The 17,791-nt window shown below is 64.7% G+C and carries 15 protein-coding genes; 5 read left to right on the top strand and 10 right to left on the bottom strand.

What is annotated here, in order from left to right:
• Positions 1–86: 86 nt before the first annotated feature.
• On the top strand, positions 87–1,403 hold the full coding sequence (locus MSIMFI_RS16055) for an ABC transporter substrate-binding protein (protein ID WP_191497930.1): 1,317 nt from the start codon (positions 87–89) through the stop codon (positions 1,401–1,403).
• An 87-nt stretch (positions 1,404–1,490) separates the two neighbouring features.
• On the opposite strand, the gene MSIMFI_RS16050 is transcribed toward MSIMFI_RS16055, so the two are convergent.
• Genes MSIMFI_RS16050 through ddaH form a run of 4 tightly spaced genes read right to left on the bottom strand, consistent with a single transcriptional unit; the run spans position 1,491 to position 5,928 of the window.
• Positions 1,491–2,369, bottom strand: coding sequence for a universal stress protein (locus MSIMFI_RS16050; protein ID WP_191497929.1), 879 nt, complete (start codon positions 2,367–2,369; stop codon positions 1,491–1,493).
• Entirely contained in the window at positions 2,366–3,829 is a 1,464-nt protein-coding gene (locus MSIMFI_RS16045; protein WP_191497928.1) for an amino acid permease, read from the bottom strand. The genes MSIMFI_RS16050 and MSIMFI_RS16045 overlap by 4 nt, the downstream gene beginning before the upstream one ends.
• Positions 3,830–3,853: 24 nt before the next feature.
• Complete coding sequence (rocD, locus tag MSIMFI_RS16040; protein WP_191497927.1) at positions 3,854–5,074, bottom strand: ornithine--oxo-acid transaminase; 1,221 nt, start codon at positions 5,072–5,074, stop codon at positions 3,854–3,856.
• Positions 5,071–5,928 (bottom strand): dimethylargininase, encoded by an 858-nt coding sequence (gene ddaH, locus MSIMFI_RS16035; protein ID WP_191497926.1) that lies wholly within the window; start codon positions 5,926–5,928, stop codon positions 5,071–5,073. Before ddaH ends, rocD begins: the two co-directional genes overlap by 4 nt.
• Positions 5,929–6,050: 122 nt before the next feature.
• Here ddaH and MSIMFI_RS16030 point away from each other — a divergent pair, with 122 nt between their 5' ends.
• Positions 6,051–6,497, top strand: a complete 447-nt coding sequence (locus tag MSIMFI_RS16030) for an Lrp/AsnC family transcriptional regulator (protein ID WP_191497925.1) — start codon at positions 6,051–6,053, stop codon at positions 6,495–6,497.
• 3 nt (positions 6,498–6,500) lie between these two features.
• Here the strand turns inward: MSIMFI_RS16030 and MSIMFI_RS16025 are convergent, their stop codons facing one another.
• On the bottom strand, positions 6,501–7,352 hold the full coding sequence (locus MSIMFI_RS16025; protein WP_191497924.1) for an energy-coupling factor transporter transmembrane component T family protein: 852 nt from the start codon (positions 7,350–7,352) through the stop codon (positions 6,501–6,503).
• Positions 7,349–9,403: an ATP-binding cassette domain-containing protein gene (locus tag MSIMFI_RS16020; RefSeq protein WP_396820094.1), complete on the bottom strand. Its 2,055-nt coding sequence runs from the start codon at positions 9,401–9,403 to the stop codon at positions 7,349–7,351. Before MSIMFI_RS16020 ends, MSIMFI_RS16025 begins: the two co-directional genes overlap by 4 nt.
• Positions 9,404–9,520: 117 nt before the next feature.
• Between MSIMFI_RS16020 and MSIMFI_RS16015 the strand changes: the two genes are divergently transcribed.
• Positions 9,521–9,997 carry a MarR family winged helix-turn-helix transcriptional regulator gene (locus tag MSIMFI_RS16015; protein ID WP_191497923.1) on the top strand — a complete coding sequence of 159 codons (477 nt, stop codon included), beginning with the start codon at positions 9,521–9,523 and terminating at the stop codon, positions 9,995–9,997.
• Positions 9,998–10,068: 71 nt separating this feature from the next.
• On the top strand, positions 10,069–12,297 hold the full coding sequence (locus tag MSIMFI_RS16010) for an ATP-binding cassette domain-containing protein (RefSeq protein WP_191498225.1): 2,229 nt from the start codon (positions 10,069–10,071) through the stop codon (positions 12,295–12,297).
• On the opposite strand, the gene MSIMFI_RS16005 is transcribed toward MSIMFI_RS16010, so the two are convergent.
• The 3 genes from MSIMFI_RS16005 to MSIMFI_RS16000 are packed head-to-tail and all read right to left on the bottom strand — an operon-like array spanning position 12,269 to position 14,114.
• Positions 12,269–13,396 carry an esterase-like activity of phytase family protein gene (locus tag MSIMFI_RS16005; RefSeq protein ID WP_396820091.1) on the bottom strand — a complete coding sequence of 376 codons (1,128 nt, stop codon included), beginning with the start codon at positions 13,394–13,396 and terminating at the stop codon, positions 12,269–12,271. The genes MSIMFI_RS16010 and MSIMFI_RS16005 overlap by 29 nt on opposite strands.
• Complete coding sequence (locus MSIMFI_RS28980) at positions 13,393–13,518, bottom strand: hypothetical protein (RefSeq protein ID WP_263597402.1); 126 nt, start codon at positions 13,516–13,518, stop codon at positions 13,393–13,395. The genes MSIMFI_RS16005 and MSIMFI_RS28980 overlap by 4 nt, the downstream gene beginning before the upstream one ends.
• Positions 13,519–13,547: 29 nt before the next feature.
• Entirely contained in the window at positions 13,548–14,114 is a 567-nt protein-coding gene (locus tag MSIMFI_RS16000; RefSeq protein WP_191497922.1) for a methyltransferase family protein, read from the bottom strand.
• Between the two features lie 104 nt (positions 14,115–14,218).
• Here MSIMFI_RS16000 and MSIMFI_RS15995 point away from each other — a divergent pair, with 104 nt between their 5' ends.
• Positions 14,219–16,156: an acyl-CoA dehydrogenase family protein gene (locus MSIMFI_RS15995; RefSeq protein WP_191497921.1), complete on the top strand. Its 1,938-nt coding sequence runs from the start codon at positions 14,219–14,221 to the stop codon at positions 16,154–16,156.
• Here MSIMFI_RS15995 and MSIMFI_RS15990 read toward each other — a convergent pair.
• Positions 16,117–17,655 carry a nitrate/nitrite transporter gene (locus MSIMFI_RS15990; RefSeq protein ID WP_191497920.1) on the bottom strand — a complete coding sequence of 513 codons (1,539 nt, stop codon included), beginning with the start codon at positions 17,653–17,655 and terminating at the stop codon, positions 16,117–16,119. The two genes, MSIMFI_RS15995 and MSIMFI_RS15990, sit on opposite strands and share 40 nt — an antisense overlap.
• Positions 17,656–17,791: the final 136 nt, after the last annotated feature.

Genomic DNA, 17,791 nt, shown 5'->3' with positions numbered 1-17,791 from the left:
CATCGCGCCGCCGAGACTGCAGTGAGCGCTACGCTTTTCGGCGATCCGCCACGCTCACCGCAGTCTCGGCGCACGAGGGGGCCCCGATGAGGCCTCGCTTCTCCACATTGGCCGCTGGAGCGCTCATGCTCGTCGCGGTGCTGCTGGGTGCGACGGCGGTGGTCATGAACCGTTCGGGCGAACCTACTGGCGGCAAGATCGTCGTGACCGTGCGGCTGTGGGCCGAACCGATCGCATCGGCGTACCGGGAATCCTTCGCCGCGTTCACCCGCACACATCCCAACATTGAGGTGCGCACCAATCTGGTCTCCTACTCCACATACTTCGACACCCTGCGCACCGATGTGGCCGGCGGCAGCGCCGACGACATCTTCTGGCTGTCCAACGCATATCTCGCCGGCTACGCCGACAGCGGCCGATTGATGCAAATCATCCCGAGCGCGGAGTGGGAGCCCGCGGTCGTTGATCAGTTCACCCGCTCGGGTGTGCTGTGGGGCGTGCCGCAGCTGACCGACGCCGGGATCGCGATGTTCTACAACGCAGACCTGCTGGCCGCAGCCGGTGTCGATTCCGCTCAGCTCGATAACCTGCGGTGGAGCCCCGACGGCAACGACACGTTGCGGCCACTGCTGGCCCGGCTCACCGTCGACGCGGACGGACATCGCGCGGGCACAACGGGTTTCGAGGCCCGACGAGTCCGCCAGTGGGGCTATAACGCCGCCAACGATCCACAGGGCATCTATCTCAACTACATCGGCTCGGCCGGCGGCGTGTTCCAACGCGACAGCCAGTTCGCCTTCGATAACCCCGGGGCCGTAGACGCCTTCCGATATCTCGTCGGCCTGATCAACTACGACCACGTCGCACCGCCGGCCTCCGACACCAACGACAACGGCGATTTCTCCCGCAACCAGTTTCTGGCCGGCAAGATGGCGCTGTTCCAATCCGGCACCTACAACCTCGCGGCCGTGGTCCGCGATGCCACCTTCCACTGGGGTGTAGCGATGATGCCTGCTGGCCCCAAAGGGAGGGTCAGCGTTACCAATGGTATTGCCGCAGCGGGCAACTCGGCATCCAAACACCCGGACGCGGTGCGCCAAGTACTGGCATGGATGGGCAGCAGCGAGGGCAACGCCTATCTAGGCCGCGAGGGCGCGGCCATTCCCGCGGTGCTCTCCGCCCAGCCCAGCTACTTCGCCTACTGGAAGGCCAAGGGTGTCGACGTCACGCCGTTCTTCGCCGTGCTGAACGGACCGCGCATTCCAGCGCCCGGCGGTGCCGGCTTTGCTGCCGGCAACGAGGCGCTGCAACCCTATTTCGATGAAATGTTCCTCGGCCGCGGCGATGTCGTGACGATTCTGCGGCAGGCTCAGGCGGCCGCCAACGCCGCCGCGCAGCGGTAGTCGCTGGCGCCGGCCGCCACGCTGGCGTGACGCTCGGCGCCGGCCGCCACGCTGGCGTGACGCTCGGCCGCGTGAGGACGCCCAGCGCTAGCCGGGCAATACCATCACCGGCACCGGACTGTGGCGGATGATCTTGCCGCTATGAGACCCGAGGAAAACCCTGGCGATATCGCCACGCGGTGAGGTGCCCAACGCCAGAATCTCGCCGTCCTCCCAATCCGTCGCGTCGAGCGCCTGCTGCCAGCCGTTTCCGGTAACCACCTGCAGCACAACGTCTTCATCGACAATGCCTTCAGTTCTTAAATTTTCCAGCATTTCTCGCGCTTGGGCCGCCCACGCCTCCAAGACCAGCGCCTCGGCGTGCAGCCCCACCTCCGGCGGATACATGGTTCGGCCACGGGCCGCGAAAGTGATCACCCGCAACGGAACCCGGTAGCGCCCGGCCAGGCCCGAGCATCGCCGCACCACGTCCGCCGATTCCGCCGTTGTCGAGTAGCCACATGTGATCCGTGTCAACCGGCTTGTGCGGGAACGGTATTGGCGCGGGCTGAGCACTACCGGCACCGGCGACGAATGCAAGAGCCAGTCGGCGGTCGAACCGATCAACACCCGCGCGCGTCGCCCATCGGGAAACGAACCCAGCACCACAAGCTCGGCGTTGAGTTCATCGACCAGCTCGATCAACCCACCCGACACCGAACGATACGCAAGATGGCGATAGCTGACCTCGATCCCGTCGGCCAATGCGCGCAGGTAACGCTGGGCCTCCCGCGCCGAGTCCGCGGCAAGTCGTTCCGCCCACTCCTCGTACTCGGCGTCAACACGTGCAAGCGATGGCGTCAGCCAGGGCTTCGGCACCACGGTCGCCACGGTGAGCGAGGTGTTCAGCGTGCGCGCGGCACGGACGGCCAGCTGCAACGCCGAAAGCCCCACTCTGCCGGACCGATATCCGACGACGACAGTCACAGCGTTTCCTCGCTTAGGCCTTCCATGGGCCTATTAAGCGCGCTGTGGTGGCGCCCCCACACCAGGTAGTAGCTCAGGGCCACCGCAAGCCATCCACCGAACGCGATCCAGGTGTACCAATGCAGGCTGTAGAGCAGATATCCGCACGCCAGCACCGAAAGAACGGGCGTGACAGGGTAACCCGGCACCCGGAACGCGCGCGGCAGATCGGGCTGGCGCACGCGCAGGATGATCACCCCGACCGACACCACGATGAACGCGGTCAAGGTGCCGATGGACACCATGTCCGCCAGGTGGTTCAGCGGTACAACGGCGGCCAGGATCGACGCCGCGATCCCGACGATCACCGTGTTGTTCACGGGAGTCATCGTGCGCAGGTTCACCGTCGCGAACCGCGTCGGCAGCAGGCCGTCGCGGCCCATCGCGAACAGGATCCGGGTTTGGCCGTACATGGTGACCAGCGTGACCGTGAAGATTGAGATGACCGCGCCCGCAGCCAAAATGGTGCTGGCCCAGGTGCCGCGGGTGACGTTGTCGAGAATGGTGGCCAGCCCGGCTTCTTCCTGACCGCCGAACACCTGCCAGGGCTGGGTGCCCAGGGCGGCGAACGCGACGAGCACATAGACACCGGTGACGATAAAAAGGGCCGCGATCAGCGCGCGTGGCACGGTCTGCTGCGGATTGTTCACCTCCTCGCCCGCCGTCGACACCGCGTCCAGGCCGATGAACGAGAAAAAAATCGTGCCCGCCGCCGCACCAACGCCGGCGACACCGAAGGGGGCGAAGTCCTTGAAGTGATCGCTGCTGTATGCGGTTAACGCGATGATCACGAACATGCCCAGCACCCCGAGCTTGATCAACACCATGACCGCATTGACCTTCGCCGACTCGCTGGCGCCCCGGATCAACAGCAGCGCACACAATCCGATCAGGATGATTGCGGGCAGGTTCACATAGCCTTGTGGTAGGCCGGGCTCTGAGTCCCACGGGGCCAACGACAATGCGCGGGGCAATTGCCATCCGAACACGTTGGCCAACAGCTTATTGACGTAACCGCTCCAACCGACCGCGACCGCGGCGGTTGCCACCCCGTATTCCAGTAGCAGACACGCCGCCACACAGATCGCGACCGCCTCACCCAGCGTGGCGTACGCATACGAGTACGACGAGCCCGAAACGGGTACCGCCGAAGCCAATTCCGCATAGCAGATCGCGGCGAGCCCGGCCGCGATGCCGGCAATGATGAACGAAACGATCACGCTGGGACCGGCCTCGGGCACCGCCTCGGACAACACGAAAAAGATCCCCGTGCCAATCGTCGAGCCGACCCCGAACATGGTCAACTGAAACGTGCCGAAGCTTCGCTTGAGACTCCCTACCGCCCCATGTGCCACGGGAGCGCCGCCCACTGGGCGGCGCCGCAACATCTGCTCTCGCAGGCCGATCGAAGTAGCCGGCAATTGCGCCTCCCGTCGCCAGATCGGCTAATTATGAGCCTCCCGGAGCACGGCCGCGAACTGGCCCACCGCCCAGTCGATCTCTTGCTCGGTGATCACCAGTGGCGGCGCGAACCGCAACGTCGAGCCCTGGGTGTCCTTCACCAGGACACCGCGATCGACCAACCGCAGGCTAATCTCCCTACCGGTGCCCAATGCCGGCTCGATGTCGACACCCGCCCACAGCCCCAGTCCGCGCACCGCCACCACTCCGTCGCCAATCAGCTCCGCCAGCCGCCCATGCAGATGTGCACCCAATTGCGCCGAGCGCAGCTGAAATTCACCCCGCGCCAGCATCGACACCACCGTGGTTCCGATCGCCGCGGCCAACGGGTTGCCGCCGAACGTCGAGCCGTGTTCGCCAGGATGCAGCACGCCGAGGACCTCGTCGTCGGCGACCACCGCCGACAGCGGAACCACACCGCCGCCAAGTGCCTTGCCCAGTAGGATGACGTCGGGCACCACCCCCCAGTGGTCGCAGGCGAATGTGTAGCCGGTGCGAGCCAGCCCCGACTGAATTTCGTCGGCGATCATCAGCACGTTGTGCTCCCAGCACAGCGCACGTACGTCCGGCAGGTAGTCGTCGGGTGGGACGATGATGCCCGCCTCACCCTGAATCGGCTCCAGCAGCACCGCGACGGTGTCGTCGTCGATCGCTCGAGCCAGCACTGCGGTGTCGCCGAATGGCACCGAGCGGAATCCCGGTGTAAACGGCCCAAAGCCGTTGCGCGCAACCGGATCGGACGAGAAGCTAACAATGCTGATCGTGCGGCCATGGAAGTTGTTGTCCGCCACGATGATGTTTGCCCGACCCTCAGGGACCCCCTTGATGTCGGCTCCCCACTTGCGGGCGACTTTGAGAGCGCTTTCCACGGCTTCGGCGCCCGAGTTCATCGGCAGCACCATGTCCTTCCCGCACAGCTGGGCAAGTGCGGCGCAGAACGGTCCAAGACGGTCGGAATGGAACGCACGGCTGACCAGTGTGACGGTGTCGAGCTGAGCGTGTGCCGTCGCGGTGATCTCGGGGTTGCGATGGCCGAAATTGACCGCCGAGTAGGCGGCCAGGCAGTCCAGGTAGCGGCGGCCGTCGATATCGGCGATCCACGCGCCCTCGGCACTAGCCGCGACTACGGGCAGCGGCGAATAGTTGTGTGCTGCATACCTTTCCATCAATGCGATCGGCGAAACAGAAGATTCGAGAATCGTCATGGGTGTAGCTCCAACGTGCAGCATTTAATGGAACCGCCGCCCTTGAGTAGCTCGGAGAGATCCACGCCGACCGGCTCAAAGCCGGCTTCGGCCAGCTGCGTCGCGAAACCCGTTGCGGCAGCGGGAAGCACGACGTTACGTCCGTCGGAGACCGCGTTGAGCCCGAACGCGTACGCGTCAGCACTGCTCACCAATATCGCGTTGGGAAACATCCCGTGCAGTTGTAGTTGGGTTGCCGCGCTGAACGCCGGCGGGTAGTACGCAATCGTGTGGTCATCGAGGACCGCCAGCGCGGTGTCGAGGTGATAGAAGCGGGGATCCACCAACTCGAGGGAGATCACCGGCATCGTCAACGCCCTGCCAATTTCGGCGTGTGCCCGCATATCGGTCCGAAAGCCGTAACCCCCCAACACCATTTCGCCGACCATCAGCAGATCGCCCTGGCCCTCGTTGACGTGCCGGGTGAACACCGGCCGATATCCAACGGACGACATCCATTTCGCGTAGGCATTCGACTCGCCGGCACGCTCGGCGAAGCGGAATTTGGCGACCACGGCAACGTCGTTGGCGATGAACCCGCCATTGGCCGCATAAACCATGTCCGGCAGCCCAGCCATCGGCTCGACCAGGTGCACGGCATGGCCCAACCGCAGATAGGTCTGCCGGAGCTGCTCCCACTGCGCGGTTGCGACGTCGACGTCGACCCGCGTGCCGACGTCCATCCAGGGGTTGATCGCGTACTCGACGCCGAAGTAGGTCGGCGGGGTCATGGCGTAGCGCCGGGTCCGGGACGTGCGACGTTGCTTCCAGGCGCCTTGCGATGACGGGGTTGCGACAACACGGTAATCCGTCATGAATCAAAGATATTTTCCCCATGTTTCACAATCAAACGCCGATTATTGCGCATTTATACTCGATACGTTGCGCATAACTGGAACTAGCAGCGATTTATTGCGTCGAGAGTAAGGGGATAATGATGGACCGCTTGGATGACACCGATGAGCGCATCCTCGTCGAGCTGGCCGAACATGCTCGGGCCACCTTCGCCGAGATCGGGCAGAAGGTGAACCTGTCCGCGCCGGCGGTCAAACGCCGCGTCGACCGGATGCTGGACAACGGCGTGATCAAGGGCTTCACCACTGTCGTCGACCGCACCGCGCTCGGCTGGAACACCGAGGCGTATGTGCAAGTGTTCTGCCACGGCACCATTACGCCGGATCGCCTGCGGGCCGCATGGGTGGACATCCCCGAAGTTGTTAGCGCGGCGACGGTGACCGGCACGTCGGACGCGATACTGCACGTGCTCGCCCGCGACATGCGGCACCTGGAGACCGCCCTGGAACGCATCCGGTCGAGTGCCGACATCGAACGCAGCGAAAGCATCGTCGTCCTGTCGAACCTCATCGACCGCATGCGGCCGTAGCTATCACCTACTCAGGTGCAATATCGTCTCGAGCGCTATGGCGATGCCACTGGCCGCGACGGTGATCGCAAGTGTCACCCAGTCCGCGAGTTTGGGCCGCGCCGGGTACGCGGACAGCTGCCCGGTTCCGCCGCGGGCAGTGATCGCGTCGCCCATCTCGTCGGCGCGCCGCAGGGTCACCGTCATGGCGGCAGCGAGCAGGTCGATCAGCTCACGAGCACGCCACTGCCGTCGGGCTTTGCGGGTTCGCGGTATCCGTTTGGGCCGCAACCGACGAGCGGCGTAGAGCACCTGGAATTCGTCGATCAGCATGGGGAAGGCGCGCAGCGCGAGCGCCAACGCCACTGCCCATTCGTCGACCGGGATCCGCAAGGCACGCAGTGGACGGCCCAAAGTGGCTACCGCAGGCCCGATTTCGGCGACGTTGGTGGTCCAAGACACCATCGCCCCAAGGGCCAGCATCACGATCGACAACGCCGTGATTCGCAGGAAGTTCAACGTCCCGCCAAGCCCGAGCTCGACACCACCCACCGAAATCACTGGGTCACCGCCGGCCAGAGCTGCCGTGAAACCACCGATCGCGATCACGATCCACAGCCAGCGCGGCACCGACGGCAGCGCTCCACGCGGGATGCGCGCGATCCAAAGCGCCGCCAGCACCAAGGCGGCCATCATCCCGATTGCCACCCAACCCGGATAGAACGTCAACAGCACCGAAACGCCGAAGACGACCAGCAGCTTGGTGCCGGCCCACAAGTCGTGGATGGCCGATCGACCCGGCACCGGAATCAGCAGCACAATCGGACGTCCGGAGCGGCGGTTGTCGCGACGTGTCGGGGCCGAGGTGGACGTCATGGCCTACCCCCCGCCCCCGGTGCCGCCGCGGTCGATGGCGATTCCAGCACACCATTGCGCAAATGCAGCGTGCGCGGGCACAGCTCCTCCATGCCCACGAAGTCATGCGAGATGACCACCACGGTCAGACCCCGCTCTCGGCGCAGGTCCGCCAGCAGCCGCAGCAGGCCACGCTGGCTGGCAGCGTCCAAACCCGCCAGCGGCTCGTCGAGGATCAACGCCCGGGGCGAACACGCAAGCAGTCCGGCCAACACCACGCGTCGCATCTGGCCGCCGCTGAGCTGGTCGATGCGCCGCTTGGCCAGCGCGGGATCCAGCCCGACGACGCCTAGCGCCGCGGCCACCCGGTCCTGATCTCGAGTGGAAAAGCCTGCTGCGGAAGCAACTTCCAGGTCGACACGGCTGCGCATCAACTGCAGTCGAGCCGCCTGGAATGACAACGCCACCGCGCCGACCTGCTCGTGTGTGGGACGGCCATCAAGCAGGCACGAGCCGGTCGTAGGAACCGTCAGCCCGGCCATGATCCATGCCAGCGTCGACTTCCCGGAGCCGTTGCCGCCGTGGATCAGCACCCCATCCCCCTGCTCCACCACGAAGTTGATATCCCGCAACGCGGTCTTGGCCCACGGTGTGCCGCTGCCGTATTCGTGGCCGACACCCACGAGTTCGAGCGCCGGCGCATGTGCTCGGTGACCAACCCCGGCGGCCGGCACCGGCGCATGCTCGGTCTCGACGATGTCGGTGTTATCCGGCGAATCGCTGAGTTTGATTGTGCGGTGGGCGGAATCGGCCTCGTTGTTGTAGTGCGTGATGTGCACCAGAGCGGTGCGGTGCCGTTTGGTCAGGCCGGACAGCACTTTGAGCAGGGCCTCGCGGCTCTGCTGGTCGACCATGGTGGTGACCTCGTCGGCGATGAGCATTGCCGGTTCTCGCGCCAACGCCGCCGCGATCGCCAGGCGCTGCAGCTCACCGCCCGACAGGCTGCCGGTGTCGCGTTCGGCGAGGGCCTCCAGACCGACCTCGTTCAGTAGCTGGCCGACGTCGATCTTGGTGCCCGGCGGCAGACCCCAGACCACGTCGTCGGCGACCCGGGTGCCCAAGACCTGGGATTCGGGATGCTGCAAAACAACCGCCGTCCCGCCCAGCTTTCCCAACCCCACCAGGCCCGGGCGGTCCACGATGCCCGACGTCGGTTCGCGACCCGCCAGGATCAGCATCAGCGTGGTCTTGCCGGAACCGTTGGCGCCGGTGATCGCCACGTGCTCGCCTGCCTCGACATCCATGCTGAGTTCGCGCAGCGCGTCTTGGTCGGCACCGGGATACCGGAACCGCACCTTGTCCAACCGCACCGGCACCGGATCGATCGTGTCGCCATGATCACCGGCCGGTGCGTCGAGCATGTGCACGTCGGGGATTCCGCGCATCCGCTCCAACAGGCGAGACAACGCCCACCAACCGATCAGGGACACGATCATCACGAAGATGGTGAAGTAGCCGAGCACCCACCACGGCCAGGAATGCAGCCCCACTGCGAAATTGCGCTTCAAGCTGGCGCCGGCATCCTGCAGATGCACCCTGCCCAGGAATGCAGCCAGCCCGTCAATGTTGGCGGTCATGACGGCGAAAATCAGGTGCCGCAGTCGGGCGAGGACAACCAACATGACAACGACCATCGCGCCGAATCCAAATCCGGCGATCAAGGACACGACAACGACCGTTGGCGTACCGCGGCGCCGTCGTTTGACGATTCCGGTCAGCCCGCCGATGTAGGCGCTTTGGACCACCGCCATGAAACCGCCCAGCCCCGCGATCAGGAAGGCAATCACTGCGGCAGCAACCGTGGCGGCCATCAGCGCCCGGAGCCGGTAGCGATAGGCCAGCAACCCCATGGGCACGGTTCCCAGCAGCGCCAGTCCCGCGGCGAATGGGACAACGACGGAAATGATCGCCGTCACCGCGCACAGCGCAGCCATGACCGAAGCCTGCGCCAATTCGCCCGGTCGCAGCGGCCCACGCCGACGATACGAAGAGGGGGGGTCCGCCGCGGTCACTTCATCGATTGTGCCAGGCCCAGACCCTAAGTAGGTGCGGCACGCATAGCAATGCGGGGTTGGCATGCCGGAGGCAACGATTGGTCCCACATAGCAAAGCTATGCAACGATGGGTGCATGACTTCATCCGCCACAGCCAAGCAGGCCGAGGTCGCGCACGGGCTGGGCGCGGATCTGCTGGCCGTGGTCGCACGGCTCAACCGGCTGGCCACCCAGCGCATCCAGATGCCGCTGCCATCCGCCCAAGCCCGGCTGCTGGCCACCATCGAGTCCCAGGGCGAAGCACGCATCGGGGACCTGGCCGCGGTCGATCACTGTTCCCAACCGACGATGACCACACAGGTGCGGCGTCTCGAGGATGCCGGGCTGGTTACCCGAACCGTCGACCCCGGTGATGCGCGGGCGGTCCGCATCCGCATCACGCCCGAAGGACTACGCACACTCAACGCGGTCCGGGCCGATCGTGCCGCTGCGATCGAACCGCAACTGGCCCGGCTCGAACCGGCAGACCGTCAGGTGTTGGCCGATGCGGTCGAGGTGTTGCGGCGTCTGCTCGACAATGCCGCCGGCGCACCCGGGCGCAACACCCTGTGATGGTCGCGCGCAAGTGGGTAGACACTTGATTCAAGATGACTGCCTTGCCATTGACCGTGTGGGTCGGATCGATGCGGTACGTCTTTGCGCCCGACCGCAATGTGATCGTGGGCTACGGCGACCGGTGCGACATTCGCCTGGACCTGCTCGGTCCCATCGACCCGAACGCGGTCCCGAATTTGGTGCTGCGGTTTAACGGCACCCATTGGGTGGCGATCGATCGCAGCAACAACGGCATCTTCGTCGATGGTGCGCGGATGTCGACGGTCGATATCCGCAACGGCCAATCGATTGCGATCGGCGATCCTGCGCGAGGCCCACGACTGACCTTCCAGCTCGCCGCTCCCGTCGGCCCGGGGGAAGCGGCCACAAAGCAAATGCGGGTACCCCCACGCCCGCAACCGCCGCTCCAACGAGCCACCAGGCCAATGCGGTTGCCACCACGACCAGCCCCGCCTCCCGCGGCCAACGTCCCCGAATCGCCACCAGCAGAGGACGCGCAGTCGAAGACCCGAGGGCTGGTCGATTGGATGGCCATAGCGACGAAAAAGCTGCACATTGCTCGCCCTGACACCGACGCCGGCGCAGCAGCGACACCGACCACCAGCCGGTTACCGTTCAAGCCCGGCGCGCGCACGATCGGGGTGGCCGCCTATGAGCTGGGGCTGACCGCCGGTGGACACGACCTGCTTTCGAATGTGTCGTTCACCGCGCGCCCGGGCTCATTGATCGCGGTTGTCGGGCCATCGCCGGCACGCAACTCTGCCTTGGTCGGACTGCTTGGCGGCACACGGCCGCTGGGCTCCGGTGTGCTGACCGTGGACGGCCACGACGTGCATGCTGAGCCCGAGTCGACGCGATCCCGCATTGGGGTACTAGCGCGTGACGACCGCGCGCACGCGCGCCTCACCGTCGAACAGGCCGTCGGGTACGCCGCCGAAATGCGGCTGCCCCCAAACACGTCGCCGGACGATCGCCACCGGGTGATCGACCAGGTTCTCGACGAACTCGAGCTGACCCCGCATCGCAAGACCCGGGTGGCCAAACTGCCCCCCGAGATGCGTCGGTGTGCATCCATGGCGATCGAATTGATTACCAGGCCGTCGTTGCTCGTTGTCGACGAGCCAAGCGCGGGACTGAGGCCGGCGCAGGAATACCACGTCATGTCGTTGTTGCGGCGCCAGGCCGACCTCGGCTGTGTTGTCGTGGCGGCTATGGGGTCGCTGTCACAGTTGAACCTGTGCGACCAGGTGTTGCTGCTAACCCCGGCCGGCACGCTGGCCTACGCCGGGCCGCCAGCGCAGATCGAGTCCGCGATGGGCACCACCAATTGGGCCGACATCTTCGCGCAGATCAGCGCCCATCCCGTCGGTGCCCATCGGGCGTTCCTAACCCGGCAACAGGCGTCGGTTTCCACAACATCACCGGCGGTGGCCGCGCCCGACCCGGCCCCCGCCGAACTCACCTTCTGGCAGCAGATCCGCTTGGTGACCCGTCGTCAGGCCCGCCTGTTAGTAGCCCACCGCAGCTACTTCGTCTTTCTGCTGCTCCTGCCATTCGCGTTGGGGGCGTTGACGCTGCTGATTCCCGGCAGTTCCGGCTGGGGCAAGGCAAACCCGACGGGCAAGAACCCCCACGAAGCCGTCGAGATCCTGGCGTTGCTCAACATCGGCGCAGTGCTGATGGGCACCGCGCTGACCATCCGCGACCTCGTTGGCGAGCGCCGCATCTTCCCGCGCGAGCACTCCGTCGGACTGTCGACATCGGCCTACCTGGCCGGCAAGATCGTCGTCTTCAGCGTGGCCGCGGCCGTCCAGGCGGCAATCCTCACCACCATCGTCGTTGTCGTCAAAGGCAGACCCGTGCAAGGCGCTGTCCTGCTTCACGACCCCGCGCTCGAGCTCTACGTGGCGGTGGCGACCACAACCATCGTTTCGGCGGTCGTTGGGCTGGCGCTGTCCTCGCTGGGAAACTCGCTGCGGGAAGTCCTGCCACTAGTAGTGCCGGTGATCCTGGCGTCGCTGTTGTTCGCCGGAGGGCTGGTCTCACTCGTGGGCACCTGGGGCTACGACCAGATTTCGTGGCTCATTCCCGCCCAATGGGGCTTTGCGGCAACGGCTTCCACCGTTGATCTGCGACGGGTCGACACACTGGCCGCTCACAACCAGGTGTGGACACATTATGTGGGCTGGTGGATGTTCGACATGCTCGTGCTCGCCGTGATTGGCGCGATGTGCGCCGCGTTTGTCCGATACCGACTGGGCCAAACCGCTACATCGCGAACAACAGGAACTGAGTGACCTGACTAGGCGAGAAATCGTTGTCGCTGACGAGCACTACCGATTGACGGCCGTCGGGCAATTTCGGTCCCAGCGTGATGCCTTCAATGTTGTACACCGGGTCTTTCGGGGACGACAGAGCGGACAAGTCCACGACAAGTGACTTGCTCATCGCGGTCAACGTTGCACCTTGTAGGGAGGGCATAGCCAGAACATCGGTCGCGGTTCCGATTTCGGCGCGAAATATCCGAACGAGCGGCGGTAAGGCGTTGGACCGTTCCAGCACCAGAAAGGTGGTGTCGGACAAGGCGACGAGATCTGAGACGCCGTTGAATCCGGCGGGCCAAGCGGGCGGCTCCAGCGGATAGGCGTACTGCGCGGTGGGCGCTGCGCTGGCGACCTTGAATTTGGTGATTCGGGTCAGCACCTGGCGGTCGCCGTCCTTCAGCGGTCCGTCGTTGTAACCCGGATCCTCCATCGCAGCGAACAGGGACCTGCCGTCGGGTGTCAGCGTCAACCCCTCCAGTGCCCGGTTCCGGCGCGGACCGGTGCGCTGCGCAGACATCGCCAGATTGGCGGGCAAGGTGAATTGCCCCAGGTAGGCGCCGTCGGGCGCGGCAATGCGGAGCCACGACTCCAGCAGCAAGGGCGGTCCGTCGGTGAGCCGTTCGCCTTCGGAGCTCCAATACAGCCGGTGCCGCGCGGAGTCGAAGGCGATGCCCTCCGGGTCGGGAGGAACCACTGGCGGCCTGCTCTCCAGATTCTGGTGCTCAAACGGACGACCGGAAGCGTCCAGCAGCGGATGCACGCCGGTAATCGCGACATCGCTAATCCCCTTGTCCGACAACGAAAGCCGCACCGTGTAGAAGCGAGCCGGACCCTTCTCAGAGTAGTCGTCACTAATCACGTAATAGGCCTGGCTATCCGCATCGAAGCTGATTCCCGACAAGCCGCCGATGGGCGTGCCGTCAAAGGTGGCGTCGGCCGGAACCCGAATCTGGCCCAGGTAACTCAGCATCGGCCGTGGGATGGTGGCCGGCGGGCGCACCGAGCAGCCGGCCAGCGACAGGACGGCGCACAGACAGCAAACAGCCAGCAATCTTGGCGGTATGGGCATCACATGACCGCTGCGACGAGCAACCCGACCAGGTACGCAAAGGTGGCCGCCCACAACCAGCCTCCGCTCACGTCGGAATGGATGTGCCCGACGTCGTAAGAATCGCCGGAGTCTGACTGGGACATTCCGCTATCTAAGCCCACCCGGGGTCCCGCTATAGATACCGCCTGACGCGGCTGCAGTACTCGATGTACTCCTGGCCGTAGCGCTGCCGCATGAATTCTTCCTCCCGCAACACCTGCCGGTTAAACAGCCAGGTACCGCCGACCAGATAGACAAGGGGAATCCAATTGGGAAACACCAGGAACTGACCCACGAGGAACAGGAAAAACCCGACGTAGATCGGATTGCGGCTCACCGCGAATATGCCGGTCGTCACCAGCCCGCCGGGATGTTCGGTGTCAATGCCGACCCGGAAGCTGTTGCCGAACGCCACCAGGCTGAGCACCAGGATCACTATCCCGCCCAGGCAGAGTCCCACTCCGAGCCAAGCTAGCGGCGTGGACCGAAAGAACCTTTGACCGCTGACCAGAGGCCACCCGAACGCGGCGGCAAACAACGTATAAAAGTAGAACAGCGCCACCGGGGGTATCAAGAAATCGGTCTTGTCGAGTTCCCCGAAATGCATTGCCCGAGTACCGCTTTTGCGCAGCACGAGGACCCTGCCCAACACCGCGCCCACCAGGAGCACGATCGTGAGTGCGGCCAGAATTTGCGGCATCGCGGTCCTGTTCGATCACTTCAGCTCAGGCTCGACATCCTCGACATTACCGATTTTTTCGGGCTACTCCCATGGCCGCGAGAGCCGCGGGCTACCGTTCGGTTATGGCGCCAGACACCACAACCACTGCCGAACATCTGCGCAACGCGCTGGACGGGCGTTGGCGTGATGTGAAGAACCAGACGCGGGCCAAGCTGAACCACGAAGTGTTCCGCCCGCACTACACCCCGAACACGGTCATCGCCCGCGCCAAAGTGGCAGAGCAAATGCAGATCATGGCGGCCGCCGGCGTTTCCGACGAAGGATTCCGCAAAGAGCACGGCGGCACCGGCGACGTCGGCGCGGCGATCACGATGATCGAGATGCTGGCGATGTCGGATCTGTCCCTGATGGTCAAGGCCGGGGTGCAATGGGGCCTGTTCGGTGGGGCCGTGGAGAACCTGGGCACCGAACGCCACGCGACGTACGTGAAGAAGATCATCACCCTCGAGCTGCTCGGTTGCTTTGCCATGACCGAGACGGGGCACGGAAGCAACGTTCAGTCCCTGGAGACGACGGCGACCTACGACGCCGAGACCGAAGAGTTCATCGTCGACTCCCCGACCCCGACGGCGCGCAAGGACTACATCGGCGGCGCGGCCGAGACCGCAACCATTGCAGCGGTTTTCGCCCAGCTGATTACCGCCAAAGGCGGCAAGCCGGTCAACCACGGCGTGCACTGCGTTTTAGTGCCGATCCGCGACGCCGACGGCAACGACCTGCCGGGTGTCACCACATCGGACTGCCACTACAAGGGCGGACTGCCCGGTGTCGACAACGGCCGCATCGTCTTTGACCATGTCCGTGTGCCGCGGGTGAATCTGCTGAACAAGTACGGTGACGTCGCTGCGGACGGCCCCTACAGCTCCCCGATCGACACCCCGAACCGCCGGTTCTTCACCATGATCGGCACCCTGATCCGGGGCCGGGTCACCGTCGGCGGCAGCGCAGGCGCGGCCGCTCGCGTGGCGTTGGATATCGCCACCCGATATGCGTTGCAGCGCAGGCAATTCAGCGCACCCGACGACAGGGACGAGGTGCTGATCATGGACTACCTGGCGCACCAGCGTCGGCTGTTCCCGCTGATTGCCAGGTCTTACGCGCTGCAGTTCGCGCAGAACGAGCTGGTGTCCAAGACCCACGACCTGCAGACGTCCGACGTCGTGGATGCCGAGGAGCAGCGTGAATTGGAAGCCCGTGCCGCCGGGTTAAAGGCAGCCAACACCTGGCACGCCAGTAGGGCCATACAGGAGGCCCGAGAGGCGTGCGGCGGTGCGGGCTATATGGCCGAGAACCGGCTGATCGCGTTGCGCGCCGACACCGATGTGTTCACCACGTTCGAGGGCGACAACCACGTGCTGACCCAGCTGGTGGCCAAGGAGCTACTGACCGCCTACGCCGACGACATCCGCAGCATGAGCCCGGTCGAATGGGTTCGCTTCGCCGCCAACGCCGTCGGTGATCGCGTGATGAAACGCACTGCGGCAGAAACGATTATGCAGACGATCGTGGACACCCGGCAGGACAGCGAGGAAGAGGGCAGCCTGTTCAACCGCGGCACTCAGGTCAAGATGTTCGAGGACCGTGAGGAATACCTGATTTCGTCGGTCGCCCGGCGGTTGCAGGCCAAATCCAAGGAGATGTCGTCATTCGACGCGTTCAATGCGGTGCAGGATCACGTGCTGCACGCGGCCGCGGCGCACATCGACCGGGTGGTGCTGGAAGCCTTCGTCGCCGGCATCGAGTCATGCCCAGACCGGGAGGCGCGCAAGCTGTTGGGTGTCGTATGCGACCTCTACGCGTTGTCGGTAATCGAGGAGGACAAGGCCTGGTACATCGAGCACCGATACCTATCGACCGAGCGGGCGAAGGCAGTCACCCGCGGGATCAACGATCGCTGCCGCGTCTTGCGCCCGCACGCCAAGACGCTGGTTGACGGGTTCGGTATCCCGGAGCAGTTGCGTTACGCCGAGATGCTGCACCCAGAGAATCTGTCCGGGTGAACCCCGGCGCGGGCTGGTCGGCGCGCGTACACCTTCCAGGTCAGCAGACCCGCGGCCGCGTAGAACACCATGAAGATCAGGAACGCCGAGGTGCCGGTGCCCGTGCTGATGTAGGACTCGCGCAGCGCCAGGTTGATTCCGACCCCGCCGAGCGCGCCGAAGGCCGCCACGAACCCGATCGCTACCCCCGAGATGACTCGTGACCAGTCGCGGCGTTCGGCCTCCCCTGCCTCCGGGCCGAGATCCAGGGAACGGCTGCATGACTCGAAAATCGTCGGAATCATTTTGTAGACGGATCCATTGCCCAGCCCGGACAAGATGAACAGCACGATGAAGCAGACAAAGTAGCCGACGATGGCCGCACCGGCAACCGAACCAGTCTGCAGGCCATGGTGGTGGCGGTCCTCGAGAGAACTTGCGCCGATCAGCAGGCCGGCGGCAACGGCCATGGCGACGAAGACCATCAGGGTGAGGCGGCTACCGCCGATCCGGTCGGCCAACCGGCCACCGTAGACCCGGGCCAGCGCCGCCAGCAGCGGCCCGACGAAAGCCAGTTCGGCGGAATGCAGCGCCGCCTGCGCGGCAGTTTGTCCACAAGCCATGAAATTGGTCTGCAATACCTGGCCGAACGCGAACGAGAACCCGATGAACGAGCCGAACGTGCCGAGGTAGAGCAGCGAGAGCAACCAGGTGTCCCGGGTGGAAAGGACCGCGGTGATGATAGGCCGGAGCCGCTTCGCCTTGACCCGGTGCTGCTCAACATTGTTCATACACAATGCCGCTCCGATCGCGGCGATCGCCAGCAGCACCGCATACAGCCCGCAGACCAAATAGGGCTTCCCGTCGCCCGCCGTAGCGATGACCAGCAGCCCAACCAACTGGATCACCGGCACACCGAGATTGCCTATGCCACCGGCAATTCCAAGTGCGGAGCCTTTGAGCCGATGCGGATAGAAGGCATTGGCGTTGCTCATCGAGGCCGCGAAATTACCGCCGCCCAATCCCGTCAGTGCCGCGCATACCAGATACGGCCACAGCGGCAGACCTGGATGGGCCAACAACGCAATGGCGCCAATGATGGGAATTAGCAACACGATTGCCGAGAACATCGCCCAGTTGCGGCCGCCGAAGATCGCGGTGGCCAACGAATACGGCATCCGCAGGCACGCCCCAACAAGGGTTGCGGTGGTGCCGAGCAGAAACTTGTCACCCGCCGAAAATCCATAGACGTTCTGCGGCATGAACAACTCCATCACCGGCCACAGCGTCCACACCGAGTAACCCAGGTGCACGGTCACGACCGACCAGAGCAGATTGCGCCGGGCGATGGTCTTGTTACCGGCCTCCCATGCCACCACATCCTCGGGGTCCCAACACGAGATGTGGCGTGAGCCGGCGCGGCGTTTGGCCGCAGCCTGGGCTTCGGTACGTACAGCTCTCAAGTCGTGACCGGGACTGCGCGGCGATTCTTCGCGTTGCAGCAGCATCTGCTGGTCCATCACCCTCCTTGCTCCCCGGCCTCGTTCTTGGCCGTCATCAAGCTGCGTCGACCTTCCAGGGTGCCAGTCTTGCGAACTCGGAGCATTCCGTGCGGAGCCTGAAACTCCTGTAGAAGTCCTGTAGAACTGCTGTAGG

Origin of the sequence: Mycobacterium simulans (assembly GCF_900232995.1) — a bacterium.
Taxonomy (GTDB): domain Bacteria; phylum Actinomycetota; class Actinomycetes; order Mycobacteriales; family Mycobacteriaceae; genus Mycobacterium; species Mycobacterium simulans.
This window is presented reverse-complemented; position numbering and strand designations above follow the sequence as displayed.

Bases quoted from the DNA above. Each gene is read 5' to 3' on its own strand.
- MSIMFI_RS16025 (WP_191497924.1), bottom strand. From the start codon at position 7,352: ATGACGTCCACCTCGGCCCCGACACGTCGCGACAACCGCCGCTCCGGA.
- MSIMFI_RS15995 (WP_191497921.1), top strand. From the start codon at position 14,219: ATGGCGCCAGACACCACAACCACTGCCGAACATCTGCGCAACGCGCTG.
- MSIMFI_RS16010 (WP_191498225.1), top strand. From the start codon at position 10,069: ATGCGGTACGTCTTTGCGCCCGACCGCAATGTGATCGTGGGCTACGGC.
- rocD (WP_191497927.1), bottom strand. From the start codon at position 5,074: ATGACGATTCTCGAATCTTCTGTTTCGCCGATCGCATTGATGGAAAGG.
- MSIMFI_RS16030 (WP_191497925.1), top strand. From the start codon at position 6,051: ATGGACCGCTTGGATGACACCGATGAGCGCATCCTCGTCGAGCTGGCC.
- MSIMFI_RS15990 (WP_191497920.1), bottom strand. From the start codon at position 17,655: ATGGACCAGCAGATGCTGCTGCAACGCGAAGAATCGCCGCGCAGTCCC.
- MSIMFI_RS16015 (WP_191497923.1), top strand. From the start codon at position 9,521: ATGACTTCATCCGCCACAGCCAAGCAGGCCGAGGTCGCGCACGGGCTG.
- ddaH (WP_191497926.1), bottom strand. From the start codon at position 5,928: ATGACGGATTACCGTGTTGTCGCAACCCCGTCATCGCAAGGCGCCTGG.
- MSIMFI_RS16000 (WP_191497922.1), bottom strand. From the start codon at position 14,114: ATGCCGCAAATTCTGGCCGCACTCACGATCGTGCTCCTGGTGGGCGCG.
- MSIMFI_RS28980 (WP_263597402.1), bottom strand. From the start codon at position 13,518: ATGTCCCAGTCAGACTCCGGCGATTCTTACGACGTCGGGCACATCCAT.
- MSIMFI_RS16055 (WP_191497930.1), top strand. From the start codon at position 87: ATGAGGCCTCGCTTCTCCACATTGGCCGCTGGAGCGCTCATGCTCGTC.